11 protein-coding genes are annotated in these 13,988 nt (G+C 46.1%); 7 read left to right on the top strand and 4 right to left on the bottom strand.

Going from position 1 to position 13,988, the window contains the following annotated elements; translation table 11 throughout:
* Positions 1-177: 177 nt before the first annotated feature.
* Positions 178-1,188: an SH3 domain-containing protein gene (locus KNP82_RS13455; protein ID WP_214828410.1), complete on the bottom strand. Its 1,011-nt coding sequence runs from the start codon at positions 1,186-1,188 to the stop codon at positions 178-180.
* Positions 1,189-1,517: 329 nt separating this feature from the next.
* On the opposite strand from KNP82_RS13455, the gene KNP82_RS13450 reads away from it, so the two are divergent.
* Entirely contained in the window at positions 1,518-2,228 is a 711-nt protein-coding gene (locus KNP82_RS13450; protein ID WP_214828408.1) for a hypothetical protein, read from the top strand.
* 92 nt (positions 2,229-2,320) lie between these two features.
* Here KNP82_RS13450 and KNP82_RS13445 read toward each other — a convergent pair whose 3' ends face one another.
* From KNP82_RS13445 to KNP82_RS13435, 3 genes are all read right to left on the bottom strand, one after another.
* Complete coding sequence (locus tag KNP82_RS13445; protein WP_214828405.1) at positions 2,321-4,015, bottom strand: hypothetical protein; 1,695 nt, start codon at positions 4,013-4,015, stop codon at positions 2,321-2,323.
* Positions 3,996-4,850: a hypothetical protein gene (locus KNP82_RS13440; RefSeq protein ID WP_214828403.1), complete on the bottom strand. Its 855-nt coding sequence runs from the start codon at positions 4,848-4,850 to the stop codon at positions 3,996-3,998. Before KNP82_RS13440 ends, KNP82_RS13445 begins: the two co-directional genes overlap by 20 nt.
* A 318-nt stretch (positions 4,851-5,168) precedes the next feature.
* A complete protein-coding gene (locus KNP82_RS13435) occupies positions 5,169-6,692 on the bottom strand; it encodes a PDDEXK family nuclease (protein ID WP_214828401.1) in 1,524 nt (507 codons plus the stop codon).
* A gap of 238 nt (positions 6,693-6,930) precedes the next feature.
* On the opposite strand from KNP82_RS13435, the gene KNP82_RS13430 reads away from it, so the two are divergent.
* From KNP82_RS13430 to KNP82_RS13405, 6 genes are all read left to right on the top strand, one after another.
* On the top strand, positions 6,931-8,367 hold the full coding sequence (locus tag KNP82_RS13430) for a hypothetical protein (RefSeq protein ID WP_214828400.1): 1,437 nt from the start codon (positions 6,931-6,933) through the stop codon (positions 8,365-8,367).
* 812 nt (positions 8,368-9,179) lie between these two features.
* Positions 9,180-10,247 carry a hypothetical protein gene (locus KNP82_RS13425; RefSeq protein WP_214828397.1) on the top strand — a complete coding sequence of 356 codons (1,068 nt, stop codon included), beginning with the start codon at positions 9,180-9,182 and terminating at the stop codon, positions 10,245-10,247.
* A 693-nt stretch (positions 10,248-10,940) separates the two neighbouring features.
* Positions 10,941-11,723, top strand: coding sequence for a ParA family protein (locus KNP82_RS13420; protein ID WP_214828394.1), 783 nt, complete (start codon positions 10,941-10,943; stop codon positions 11,721-11,723).
* Positions 11,720-12,409, top strand: a complete 690-nt coding sequence (locus tag KNP82_RS13415) for a DUF3102 domain-containing protein (RefSeq protein ID WP_214828391.1) — start codon at positions 11,720-11,722, stop codon at positions 12,407-12,409. The genes KNP82_RS13420 and KNP82_RS13415 overlap by 4 nt, the downstream gene beginning before the upstream one ends.
* The gene (locus KNP82_RS13410) at positions 12,406-13,182 is read left to right on the top strand and encodes a ParA family protein (protein ID WP_214762913.1); all 777 of its coding nucleotides are present in this window, start codon (positions 12,406-12,408) and stop codon (positions 13,180-13,182) included. The genes KNP82_RS13415 and KNP82_RS13410 overlap by 4 nt, the downstream gene beginning before the upstream one ends.
* Positions 13,179-13,985: a hypothetical protein gene (locus tag KNP82_RS13405; protein ID WP_214828388.1), complete on the top strand. Its 807-nt coding sequence runs from the start codon at positions 13,179-13,181 to the stop codon at positions 13,983-13,985. Before KNP82_RS13410 ends, KNP82_RS13405 begins: the two co-directional genes overlap by 4 nt.
* The last annotated feature ends 3 nt before the right edge of the window (positions 13,986-13,988 follow it).

Raw genomic sequence — 13,988 nt, 5'->3', positions numbered from 1 at the left:
TGCAGGCTTACTAAATAAATTACATGAAATTAAACAGAGGAGCGCCATCCGCGTTTGGAACGACATTCCTCTGTTTAAACCTTTTAGCAGTACGCTAATCGTATTCCATTTTAAATCTTTTAAAAAATGCAATCATATTCATTAAGAATCAAACTTGCTTTTATCATACCGAAACTATCACCAAGCTACTACCACTCCGCCACGTGGACTAAATGAAATTTCATAATTATAATGCATAATACCAGTAGCGTACTTGCCTCCAGGACGTGCATTCCACATATAGTCGGTCATAATGTCCAAATCACACCCGTTAAGCTTATCAATATAAAGTGCAGCTAAACGAAACTCGTCAATATTTTCTCCGCGAATATTCAAACGGTTCTTACTAAAATAAGCATAAAATTCGTCTTTTTCCACGTAAATGTCGTGACCGTCACCACTTATCTCAAACTCATTCCCAAACACTTTTAAAGCGATATCCTTATTCGTTTCTTTATAAGAGGTGATATGCTTCCCTATCACCCATCCAGTCTTTCCTTCGAATGAAACTTTGTACCATGTATTATAACGTTCAGAAGACGTGATGATTGTACCTTTAGGAATGCTGACAAGCTCTTCACTACTAGAGACATATCTAGCTTTAAGCGTAGTATCTTCCTTCATCCGGTATGTACGTGGTGCAAAAGTTTCTTTGGTATAGCGTATTTTCAACTGGGAGCTAGCTACCCATCCGATTTTTCCATTATAACGGACTTGGGTCCAGCTCTTATTGACTGCTAAGCGCGTAACCGATGCATCAGCCGGGATGTTAGTGACCACCTTTGCTTTTGTCGAACGCGAGGAATACATTTTTGTAGCTTTTTTTGTATCTAGAACTTCAGTCTTAGTAATTTCAACAAGATTACGAGATGCGACCCATCCACTTTTTCCATTATATCGTATTTGAGCCCAACTCTTATGAACTGCTAATCGTTCCACGGATTTACCTTGTGGAATCACCATAACTGATTTGGACTTAGATGAACGTGAAGTATAAACCTTTGTACTGACTTTAACGTAGGTCGCGTTGTTCAGAACACTTGCCTCTACCACAGAATTTGAATCCAAAGGACTTAATACATTTGGCTCAACAGTGCTAAACAGCCCCAAACACAACATCACCAAAGTTATTTTCTTGAATATTTTCAACAATATCACTCCTAAGATTTAGTTAAGTAAAATTATACCTTTAATTTCTCGCATTCCCTTTTAAATTAAACAGCATTTTCTCTGATCAATGTAACGGCTATCTTCTTAGGCATATATTATTAAATCCTTAACTCATACCTTTTTAATACAAACTATTATTTTAATAAAAAAGTTTTATTGAACAGCCTATATTCCATTAATTTCTTTATATTATTTTATAATTGTACATTTTTACTTTAGATGGAATTATAATGTGATTGTATTCTTTTCAAAATGTTTGAACGACTCTAGTTCATTCATTTGTCTATATTTAAGGAGATGAAAAACTAATGGGTAAAAACATTGGAAACATGATTGATTTTTCGAATTACGAAGCCACAGAAAAGTTCTATTTAGAAGCTATTTCCTTGCAAGGTGAGAATCCTAAGCTGTCTAAAGAATACTTCAATGCCATAGTACAGGAGAGTCCATCGTCTAAATTAAAATCTGGATCTCTTGTCAGTATAGCCCGTATCGATTTGACAATGTTCCTGCTTAAATGGATATCTACAGGTCATCGAAAATCTAGAGTGTACAATTCTATCAAATCACGTCTCGAGAAGGCTGGAGAACTAAACCCTGAGAACACGGCGCTCGATGCACTCTTTGTCGAACTTTATCTAGCGAACGAAGATTTTGATTTGGCAACCATTCATCTGAAAAAAATTCATGTGCCTGCTGTCTTCGAAGACCTTCACACGAACCTTGAGAATATTTTTAGGTCTATTAACATGCTAACGATGATAAAGAAACGTAAATATATGACAGGTGAGGCTAGAGATTTTTATACGAAATATGTGCACAATGAAGTTTTATCTCCACCCTTGATAAGTGTCGCACTTATCTCAAATATCTTTATCAATGCTGAGTCAAAGGAGCAAAAACTATTCGCTAATGCTATGCGAGAGATGGTCCAGCAGATGCACGGTTCAGATTCACCCCTTGTCTTCGCTTCTGATAAAACTCTAAAATTCTTGGCTCAGAACGACTTACTTACCTAAACCGAATTTTTTCGCTCTAATGACAAAGCCGGCAATCCCATTACCTTCAATTGAAGACAAAAGGACTGCCGGTTATTTTTTTAGGACTGTAATTATTTTTCGACTTGGTTGACTACAAACATTTTTTCCTTTTCTTTCGATAGTTCTTTCAAGCCGTCCCGTAGAAGCGAGGAATCTTTTTTGGTCGCCCCCATTTTCTTCTCTATTCTCTTCCAATCTATCACAAGTGAATATAACAATTGGTCTATATGACTCTCGATTTCTGACTGTTTCTTCCCACCTTTTCGAAGGGGCTCTCGAGAAGAGACGAAAACAATCCCTGCGAAAATATCATTCCGTTGGATTTTCTCAAATACGACGATATAGTCTTTCTTAGACGCTCTTCCCATCTCATTCACTACAAGACCGATTGGCCAACCTACTCCATGTGATTCTAGTAATCTGTCCTGCTCAATCAGATCCATTGTGATTTTGAGTAAAGCTACCGGATCTCTGTCATTTCTGTTCCAAAGCATGGATTGGACGTAAGTTAAAGTACCTAAAAAGAGATTCAAGCGTTTTTTGTCCCAGTCTTTCGACTTCAACGAGGAAATCACCAACCCGAACATATACCGGTCAAACTGATTCAATGTATAGGAACGATTACTTATCAGTTGGACCAAATTGGTGAGATGAAGACGCGCAGAGGATTGATCTAACACCTCGGGAGCCTGGTACACTTCATCTTTGGCCCTTGTCTTCCCTTTGTTCATCAGTAAGGTCTCTCGGCCGATACCAGCCCATGTTTTTGCGCGTCTCCTCATGCCCTCCTCGTATTCGTCTTTCTCCTCAACCGTCATCTCCCTCTGTCCTTTCTGCCCGATTATGGCAATGGTATAGCGTGGCTTGATTGTGAGGCTCTCGAGCCCTTCCTCGTTCAACATGCGCTCCACCGGTTTTCGATTTCTAGTGTCATAATACTTCAAAAACACTTCTTCCATCTGATTCGATAATTCAACGACCTTCTCGAAGTATAGTGTGAAAGCTTTCAAACATAGCTTGGCTGCGTGAACATCGTTTATATTTTTCAAATCACTCATGCCTTTGAATCCATACCAAAACTCTCGTTCGATGGTTTTTTGGTAAAGGTTCGCCTCATCTAAAATTTCTTCTTTCACGGTCTCGATTTTCTCGTTGGCCCCGATGTCGGCCCAGAACAGTTCTTCGAATCGTTTCTCTGTCTTGAATATGAGTGGCGCCAATTCAACTCCAAGCATTGTCTTCAGAAAAGTAGCATACTCTCCAAGCTTCGGGTTTCCTGACTTATACAACGTCAAAGAGATTCGATCAAGCAAATTATAACGGATTATTTTATAAGGTTCGATGGCAAGTAGCTTCGTATATAGGAGAAGACGCAGTTCGAGCGGCAAGAAACTGATTTCTCTGGACAGGTTGATTTGGAACCGTCCGTGATAGTAAGGGACCAGCTCCTCTGTTACCGTCTCAAGCAATTCCTCATTGTACGTGATTCTTTCTGTGAATGATTCCTCAATGGCTCTTACCAATGCTGATTCATAAGCATCAAGTTTCTCTTTCAAGAGGTTCTCGAACTCATCCATCCGATTGCTCGCTATATATCTTAATGTGAGAAGGTCGTCAACAATCTCGTTGTCTTGCATCTGTCCAAGGTCGATTTTTTTGTACAGGAATTTCTTTCGTTCTTTCCCCTCGAGACGATGGGACATATCTTCCACATCCTGGGTAAACCGGGTCAATAATACTGACTTTTCATTGATTTGCTGCATCATCCATCTTCCCCTTTAACTGTTGTGTGATTTCTTTGAATACGATATCTATGTTCTGGCCGCTCACTTGCAACAACCGTTCCCTAGGAATCTTGCTAGTGAGCTTATAGAAGGCAGCATGGGTGGCCCTCGTCCCCATGAACACGAAAAGGTCGTGTTGGGTGCTGAAAGTGGATAAATCTATCGACGAGTATTGGGTGATGCTGTGGAGGTTGTATCTATTCTTATATTCGTTGACGGAGGCTTCGTCGTATGGCGTCTGTAGAAAGAACGCTACTCTCTTGTCGAAGAGGGAAACCTTGACCCTTGTCTCTTCATCGATTCGATATAGTTTTATGAGTTTTTCTTTTAAACCGTCATGTTCTGTCCCTTTGTCCTGAACATCATCCATGGTCGTTGTCAGGCTCGAGTTCTTCAAAGAAAGTTTCTGCGTCCTTTCCCAGGTCTCTTTTTCAATCAAAACCATCTCCGAATGATCTAGTTCCCTCAACAGATGGAGCTCCCCGTTCAAAAGAAAGTGTGCCCAGGTATGTATGGGCCTTTCTTTCCACCTACTTCTCAATTGGTTGATGTCCAAGTTTTGAAAGTCTCTTTGGAAGGACCCGTACCATTCTGAGATGGCCTCGTAGACTAAAGTCCATTGTCCGGAATTGACCAGGTTATTTTTCAACCCATTCACATACTCGACCGTCGTCATCCGGAAATTCTTCTTGTGTATCTTATCCAGGTGTCGTCCGCCGGTTCCTTCTTCCACGATGTAGCCCACGGCGTCGAGGGCGTACCCTCTATCTGTTGGAGACAACTCGATGAGATTGACGAACATTTTGCTCGCTTCCATCATGACCCTCCTTTTACTTCGATGTTTCATATTCTTTAGATGCAGTATTGAAACAGTTCTCTCTTTGTCCCAGATTCCCTGCCAACGGGGCTCATTATCGAATCATTCTAGTCCTATATTTTCATCTGTTTAACATACATCGGATTCAGATCAAGCTTGCTCGTTGCCGTACCATGACCTTGTGTCCATCTGGAAATGGCCATGGTCTTGTTTCGGGCGCAACGGTCTATATGTATCTGCTTGACAAGTTGTTCATCAAGCAGCCCCGGTTAGAAAGTGTGCGCCGGCGCACACTTTCTAACCGGGGCTTATTCCGAATCACACCTTATAAAGGTAAGACAGATAGGCATCCTTGGTCACGAATACCATATCCATGTCTGGCGCCAGATAAAATGATGTTCGGTTCGCCAAGATGACGAGACCTTCACGGTCGAAGGGTCTGCCATGAAGGTCAGACAACTCGTCGCACATATCCGTCAGCCGTGCATGTGGAGACACCCCCATCAAACTGTTCATCAATGCTTGGGGAAGGTCTCGGCTCACCCCTCTGATGAAGAGATAGGTATCACCGACCTTCACATGAGAGATTTTACCTGGCCTTCTCAATACCCCCTCATACACCTTCTCATCGAACCCGTATTCCCCGAGCGGGTCATAGTCGAGAAGTTCTGTGAGCCGCTCGATCGTATAGAAGCGACCTACTTCCATCTCGTTAAAGACCAACTCCCGAAAAGATTCCAATAGTTTGGTGGTTATGCCCGCACGGACGAGTGCCCGTTCTGTGATGAAAAGGCCGGGCTCGATTTCAATGATTCTCCAACCGTCCCTCATCTTTGCCATCATCCTGGACGCATAGGGATGGGAGAGTACCGGTGTATCCTCCATCTTGAAATAATCGACGCCCAAAATGACTTGCTCGATATAAGACCTGCTGTCCAGGTGCTTCCTGGCCAAGATGTATGGTGAGGATATCCGATACCCTACACGCTCTACAAGGCGCTTGCTGATGGATTCGATGCCGAATCCCGGGATGACCTCTCGACAGGCTGCCACGAACGTCTCCGGGGTATAGGCCTCCTCCTTAAGCATCCTTTTAAGGGAGTCTATCGTGGCTCCCTCTATTCCATCGTCGATTGACTCCATGTCTCGTAGGACATTTATTTCATCCCGTCTGGCCTCGAAGAGCGGGTTGACGATCCCACTCACGTATTTCGCGTTCAGCCAGAGGCCTTGCTTCGTGATCGTCTGTCCGTCAGGGAGGAGGGTGACATCGTTCTTATTGTTCGCTTTCGGCCGGATATGTATCATCTTATGCGCCGCCTGGCCCGGAAGATTGTTCTTCGTGATCATTTTCTTCCCGTGAGAGGCCTCCCACATCCGGACCCCTTCTCTCAGTATCTTTGTCACCGTATGCCAATAAGATTTCAAACCCTCCACCTCTTTTTGAGGCAGTTTCCAAAGAACGGGACCGAGAAAGAACACATCTCCCCCCTTGTTCTCACCAAAGACCATGAATAGGAAGGTCGAACCGCCGAGACATCGCATGATTGCACTGTTTTCCCAGTCCGTCTCGACCCACTCGAGAAAATCGATTTCCTCGAGGACAGTGTTCTGTTTGGAAGTGCCCTTCTTGTTGAGATTGACAGACTTCACTAACAGTCGTCCGTCGACATCTCCTTCCAACATCTCTATCGCATCGCTATGACGATCGATGAGCCGTTTCGTTATATTGGAGGTCTTCGCCTTGCTCTCGTTGAGATCAGGGTTGAGACCGACATCCCACGACAGCATCTTGGCCCCTTTCCCAATATATGTGTCAAACGCCTTAAGATGTACGCTCATAACTTCCCTCATTCCTTACATTTATTGAGTCACGGCCTACTTATAAGCCATTTTTAGGGAGTATTCTAACAAAACCCTACACTAGGATTATAATTCAATTTCACCTCTCATCATATTAGAAAAAAGTGTGCGCCGGCGCACACTTTTAATTACGGTATTTGAAATAATATTGTGATATCAAATTTAAAGCCCCCCTTTGGGGACGTGTGCTATATTTAGTGGAGAAGAGGTGATCAGCATGGAGAACCAATCGAACTCCAACAGCCGCTCCCAGCAACTCATCATTTCGCAAGCGGTCAATTCAATCAAACAGCACGGCATGGAGGACATCCTCCACGAGGCGGCGATTTACGACATAAACGGCTTCGTGGCTTCGCTCTATCAGGAACAATACGCCCTTGAGAACATCGAGAACGCCTATAAAAAGATCCGTTATTATTCCTTCATGAAGTTGAAGCGTCGCTGGGTCAAGACGGCGATCCGTAACTATCAAGAGGGGCGTGGATATAACAAGGAGCTGCGGGCACAACATGACATGATTTCGGCCTATTTGAAGGTGGCTGGCCCCGAAGGCCTCTATAGAGAGTTTCACGTGAAGTCTGTCGAGGACTATATGCAGCTCTGCATCACAAAGATCCAGGAATGGGCCGAGGACCCGAACCGATTGCTCCACACATATCCCTACTGGTCGCAGAAGACCCTCAATCAAAAGAAGTCCACGTTGAAGACCGACGTGCTGATGGTCCTAGGGGAGGTGGCCAAAGAAATCGACCTGACGCAACGGGTCGCGCACCACTCACCGACGCTGGCCGTCGACATCCCGTTCTTCGGCATGTCGGATCGAATCAAGAACAAGACGGACCACCTCGACGAGAGGTTGAACGATGCCTCGCAGCTCAACCTCGACCTGTTGAATTATGAGTCCGTCGTCCCCAAATACAAGGAGGGCGTCCCGCATAACCTTTCCGTCCTAGTCAGCAAGGAGTTCATCCAAGAGTTGAACGGCAAGGTCCCTGACCTCGATTCGAAGGATTTCGAGGCCTTCACCGAGATCCTCTCTTACCGCGACATCTCGTTCCAGACGAGCCGGAAAATCATCTTCCCGTTGGTCCGGCTGGTGGAGAAGCTGTATGCCAACAAAAGCGGGAAGAGTTATGATTTGACGACGAAGCGGTTGATGAAGCTCGGCTATTATCGGGTCGCCGGGCATAACGATGAAGGGGACTTCTTCATCCGCGGGCTTTTCTCATCCGTCACCATCAGGAACGCCACGACACTGGCCGACAGCCAAGTGGTCGTCACGGTCACCGAGGAGGTCTATGATGACCTGCTCAAACAGCAGATTGTCAGCATATACGGGGAACAGATCGAACAGTTGACAGGGAGCTTCGCCTATCATTTAGCATTCGTCCTACAAAAAGAACGTATGGCCTCCATCCAGTCGGGGGAGGAGAACCCGGTCCGGCGACATTGGCGCCAGTTCACCTATTCGATCCGCTTCAACAAGTCACGTAAGTCAGAGAACCTGATGGAGCTCGAGGCGAACCTCGACCGCATCAAGGAGCACGAGTTCATCTTGAAGGACTGGCACCGCTCCGGTGATTATTATTTCTTCACGTTCTATCCGCTCGAGTCGTGGGAGATGTTGAACCACAATGACACCTTGATGCTTTGACAGAGACGTACATTCTAGGAAGCCCTTTGCAAAAGGGGCTTCTTTTTATTGATATGGCGCCCGAATATGTTCCATGTGGAACATTCCATGCCCTGGGAAAGTCATAGGACAGCCATGGACCAGCATCGTCTATCGCACCAAGATGACATCCTGGGAGATTTGGGGGTGAACGGCCTTACAATGTCGCGTTTGTTCTAAAGAAATCCGTACAATCCATAATGAGACACATTTGAGATGAATTTGGTCGCAATTGATCGTACCGAAACCACACTTCTATAGAATTTGGTCGCAAATCGTCGTACTGAAACGACATCCTCTTCAATTTGGTCGCAAACCATCGTACCAGAACGACACTTTCTTTGTTTTGGTCGCGAATCGTCGTACCAGAACGACATATATGGGCAAATCGATAGAATTTCAAAAAAAAATTAAGTACCCGTTTCTGAAATTTGGTCGCGAATCGTCGTACCGAAACCGCATTTTGTTCGATTTTGGTCGCCGAACATCGTACCGAGACGACACTTAAGTCAATTTGGTCGCAAACCGTCGTACTGAAACGACATAATTTATGTTTTCGTGAGGAAAATTTTAGCCGAATATAGCCTGAAATCGCTTCATCAGGCCGTTCGTGTCAATTTGGTCGCAAACCGTCGTACTGAAACGACACTCTTTTCCTCTCTAAAAATGGCTCAACACCAATGTTTATTTAAATTTGGTCGCAAGTCGTCGTACTGAAACCGCACTTTGACACCAATTGGAAAGAACAAGATACTAAAACTAGCATATTTTAGGATAGGGGAGGTGTAGGAGAGATGATCGGTAAGAATCGCCATGTTTTGATCGCGAATAAACTTCTAGTCGCGATGAGCGGACTGACACGTTGGACTAAACGACAAGATCACTATCGTTATGAGCAGCATCATTATAACATCCCTGTCTGCTTCACATCCTTGAAATGGACGAAGTCGCGGATCCGGCACATGCTCACCATCCTCGCCTATGCCGATGACCAAGGAAAAATCGATTTCGCGGAAGATGTTGCGATGGCGGAGTCGGCGCGCACCTCGGCCCGTTCCCTACATAACAACCTGAAGATGTTCGAACAGTGCGGCCTCATGACGGTCGTCCGTCATTTCCCTGGGGTGATCTCTATCGAGTTGACGGAATACCGCGAGAATTATCGTGACCTCTTCCTCGACGGCACCTCTGTCGTCTCAAAGACCGGGTACACGTCTATCTGGCATGGCCTCTTGTCAGAGCTAATCGCGCTCGACAACGTCAATACGTTGCGCCTCGCATTGCGGACGCTCGTCCAGGTCGAGAAGGATATTCACGTCCAGTCAAACGAGCAGGCCGTGTTGACGTACGATGAGATCAAAGGTTTCCTTCCTAAATACTGCGGCCACAAGCTCGCCATTCAAAAGATGATGTCCGGTCTCAAGTTCCTACGCGTGTCGCTCGTCGAGGACAGCAAGACCTTCTTGAACATGGTCCAGCAGAGCGTATCGCTCAAAAAGCGTGTCCAATATGTGACACGTCCGCTCTTGCTTGAAGTCCAGCTATCGGAGACGCACGACAGCAAGGAGATCAAAGAGCAGGAGCGTTCTGCGGTCCAGCTCCTTTGGTTCGAGCTTCGTAAGCGGGTCGGGGAGTTCTTCGACTTTGACGCGCTCAAAATAGGCCGAGACTCGCTCTTCTCGATGAGTGATACGTTCGGAGCAACATCGTTCGAACAGGTGGTCGAAGAGTTGAAGCAAGCGTTCCTCCACCATCGGGAGGATCTGGTCCACTCGAGCTCGCACAAGCTGTTCTTTGAGGAACCGATCTTCTATCTTCATCAACGGCTGAAAACCATACAGGAAAAAATGGCTGTCGCATGATGGCCTCTTTGACATGCACTTTTTTGAAAAAACTCTTGAAAACGACCAATATGTATCATGCGAAACGCTTGATTTCACGCTTTAAGATTTATCTCGATCGTCAGGGCATCGATTCGGCACTTCGCTCGGCCATTGAGGAAAAAAATCAAATGTTTCATCTGATTAATCAATTATACGAAGAAGGATTTTATATCTTATCGTCATGATCACAAATCTTAACAGAAATAAATAAAGTCCTTCTGAAAAAAGAATGGCCTCTCCTGAAGATTCTCTAGACGATATAATCTGCTGAACACCTGGGAAGACTGGGTCCAGGGGACTTCTGGTTCTTCCAATTCTATTAATCCTTTTTAAACTCTCTATAATTCTGTTTCAATTATTTCAATCCAGAAGAATATGGTTTTAGTCTTCTTCTGTGAAAGTATCCAGCGACGTATAGATATAACTTGTATGTCTCTCCTTGATATGAGCCCCGTCCGAAGCGATACACTTGTGGAGGCTCCACATGACCATCGTCTAATCGGACACATTTCGACGTCGAAATGTATACAGATATATATATGAAACTTATTGTATACTTTGTTAAAACACATTTGTATACATGTATTTTATAATTTTATATAGGACATTCGGTTTTTTCGTTGTATTGAAAAAAAGATTATGACATGATATGAGAGAGAAAGGGGAGAGAAGATGAACATACTTACGTTCTACATATCAAAGGGTGGGTCGGGAAAGACCACCTGTTCTTTGAACATGGCCTACGCATTGGGTGAGCTGGGAAAACGGGTACTGATTATCGACTTGGACCCACAAGGTTCCCTCAGCAAACTGATGTTGAAAGAATCTGACACAATCAAGTACATGACGATGTTTGATGTACATACACGCAACCTCGACATCAAAGAAGTCCTTTTTGACGATGAGACGCATAACGTCAGTCTTCTCCCTTCGAACGAACGTAATGCACGATTGATCAACTTGATATCGGAACAAGACAAGCTCTTTCTATTGAAGGACATGATAAGCCCGTTAGAAGACGAGTTCGATTGGATCATCTTGGATTCGGTCCCATCGATCAACGAACTCTCGAAAGTCGTCCTGTCGACGTCAGACATGACCATCATCCCGTTCATGCCGAAGAAGCTCGTCTTCGATCAACTTGCGAGTACCGTCCGAACGGTGCAAAAAGTGAAGAAATTTTATAATCCGGACCTCGTCATCACAGGCATCCTTCCTGTCGCCATGGACGCCTCTTTTAAGGCTGACAGAGAGTATTACGAAGCGATGGAGGACATTGCGAGACAAGAGACGCTAGAGATCCTCCCGACCATCAAACGGTCGACGTTCATCGAGAAGGCGGCCGATAGCGGGAAGAGCGTCATCCAGTACCGCTCAAAAGAATCCAAGGTGCTCGCTGACCCGTTCCGTCGATTGGCCAAACAAATCGTCGAAAAGGCGGGTGAGACGTCATGAAGGCACGGAATCGAAACATCCATAAAATCAAACCGAGCGAGCAGCATCCATATCAGAGTGGTTTGACAAATATCAGTGCCCTCGTTCAAAAACTTCCGGTATCCAAAGAGGTCGAGGACCTCGTGAACGAGATCAATGAGCTTTCAAAAGTACAAACGATTTCAGTGTTCGAGATAGGGAAGCGACTCGTCATCGCACGCTCTGAGATGCATGACAAGAAGGAATGGCTCGGATTCCTCGAAGCCGTGTCGATGTCCAGCTCTCTCGCCTCACGATATGTCAAAGCCTACGAGACGCTACACCCACTGGAAGGCACACTTTCGAGTGTACCTGCCTCCAAACTGTTCGAACTGATGTATCTCGACAACGTGGAGGAGGTCATCGAGCAAGGACTTTATATCGATGGGGAGTCGCGTAACATCGACGAGTTGACGGTCAAACAAATCCGAGAGGCACGTAAAAATCGTGACCAGACGCCTCAGGTCAAAGTCAGTCCGTTCCAAAAAGCGAAGAAACCATCGTCCATTCTTTCCGCTCGAATCCCGACCGACCTGTCAGATCAGTTCCAACAATATGCGCATGCACAGAATCGAAGCGTGAGCGAATTACTGGCAGAGATCATCCAACGGACAGTGAGCGACAACATCATCCAAGTCACAGACGAGAAACGAGGAGACGAATCATGAAGAAAATCGCACTGTACAATCGAAAGGGCGGGGTCGGAAAGTCGACGACGACCATCAACCTGGCCCACGCGTATGCCCGTGACGGATTACGTGTCCTGGTCATCGACGCGGACGATCAAGCTTCTTCGACGAACGGGCTCGGCCTGACGAACGACTATGAGGGCAAGGTGCTCCTCGATTGTCTTCTCGAGGAGAACGACCCTTTTTATACACCAATCGAACAGGTCATCGTGACGTGCGAGTATGAGACCGGGACGATTTATCTTGTCCCGACGAGACGCTCGGCCTCACCAAGTGACCTGACGAGTCAAATCGGATATGAGTATCGTCTCAGTGAAGAGCTCGCCAAGATTGACGAACTGTTCGACATCTGCTTGATTGATTGCCCAGGGTCGACCTCGGCCCTTAACCCATACGCCCGCTGCGCACTCGTCGCTCAGGACCGTATCGTCATGCCCGTCCAGATGCAAAAGTTCTCGATGGACGCGGTCTACTCGGCGCCAGAGGAGCTGGAAGAGATGAAACGCTTCCGGGAAGACATCCATATCGCGGCATTCATACCGACGATGGTTAGCGCTCGCTCGAAAGGAGACGTCACGACAGTGGAAGAACTCGAAGAACTCGGAAAAGAAGTCGGCATCCCGGTCTTGACGACGATTCCCTATGCGGTAAAGGTCCAGACGCTACAGCGCGAGTCTCGCCCCGTCATCGACCATAAGAGCCCTGCGACCGATGCCTATCTACAACTTGCCCAGGAGGTACTCTCGTTATGACACGCAACCGAAAGAAACATGCCCCGAAAATTTCGACGTTCAGCGCCAGCCTTCCGGTCAAGCAGAACCAACAACCGGCCGACACGCGAACCGAACAGGTCGAGGCCGTGAAGGAGTTCTCAGCGACCACGACCGTGTCAAATCCCTATCAAGCACTTCCGGCGACGGGATTGTCACGGATCATCACAAAGAAACTCCCAGAGGACATGGACGGGATCGTGCAGTATTACAATCACATCGATGCCATCCAAGCGACAAGTTTTGTCGAGAAATGTCGAATACTCGCACATGCGAACGCCCTGTTCAGGGACCCTGAGACGAAGCAGGATTTTCAGAGGGTGCAAGGGACATGGAAGGACTTCTTGAATCGTATCGGGATGTCACACCCGCAGGTGAGCCGTTTCGTGTCATTCTGGAACACGTTCGGGCCGAACATCCTAGAAAAGACGATCGAACAGGACTTCAGCGCGACGAAGCTCGCCGAACTCTTGTCTTGGCCGGAGGACCCGAGACCTGCGCTCTTGGACGGAAAAACCTACCCTACGAAAAATGGGGAGAAGAGCGTATATGAGATGACGCGTGAGGAATTACGTGAGGTGAAAAAGATGCTGCTAGAACGGAAAGAAGGGCGAGTTATCGAGACCTCCAGCACCCCTAAGCGGAACATCCGGATTACATTCAACGATGACGATGCCTTGCTCTATCAAAACCTTCAGCAGAAGGCCCGAGAGGAAGCTGTATCCGAGGATGAAATCATTCGTCGAGCCCTACAGGAATACTTGTCTTCGATTGGACGTCAGTGAACT

It is taken from the genome of Exiguobacterium sp. s26 (assembly GCF_018618235.1).
Lineage (GTDB): Bacteria > Bacillota > Bacilli > Exiguobacteriales > Exiguobacteriaceae > Exiguobacterium > Exiguobacterium chiriqhucha.
The sequence above is the reverse complement of the archived record's forward strand: the minus strand, read 5'-3'. Positions and strand labels throughout refer to the sequence as shown.

Coding starts and splice junctions, on each gene's coding strand:
- KNP82_RS13450 (WP_214828408.1), top strand. CDS start 1,518: ATGGGTAAAAACATTGGAAACATGATTGATTTTTCGAATTACGAAGCC.
- KNP82_RS13445 (WP_214828405.1), bottom strand. CDS start 4,015: ATGATGCAGCAAATCAATGAAAAGTCAGTATTATTGACCCGGTTTACC.
- KNP82_RS13440 (WP_214828403.1), bottom strand. CDS start 4,850: ATGGAAGCGAGCAAAATGTTCGTCAATCTCATCGAGTTGTCTCCAACA.
- KNP82_RS13435 (WP_214828401.1), bottom strand. CDS start 6,692: ATGAGCGTACATCTTAAGGCGTTTGACACATATATTGGGAAAGGGGCC.
- KNP82_RS13430 (WP_214828400.1), top strand. CDS start 6,931: ATGGAGAACCAATCGAACTCCAACAGCCGCTCCCAGCAACTCATCATT.
- KNP82_RS13425 (WP_214828397.1), top strand. CDS start 9,180: ATGATCGGTAAGAATCGCCATGTTTTGATCGCGAATAAACTTCTAGTC.
- KNP82_RS13420 (WP_214828394.1), top strand. CDS start 10,941: ATGAACATACTTACGTTCTACATATCAAAGGGTGGGTCGGGAAAGACC.
- KNP82_RS13415 (WP_214828391.1), top strand. CDS start 11,720: ATGAAGGCACGGAATCGAAACATCCATAAAATCAAACCGAGCGAGCAG.
- KNP82_RS13410 (WP_214762913.1), top strand. CDS start 12,406: ATGAAGAAAATCGCACTGTACAATCGAAAGGGCGGGGTCGGAAAGTCG.
- KNP82_RS13405 (WP_214828388.1), top strand. CDS start 13,179: ATGACACGCAACCGAAAGAAACATGCCCCGAAAATTTCGACGTTCAGC.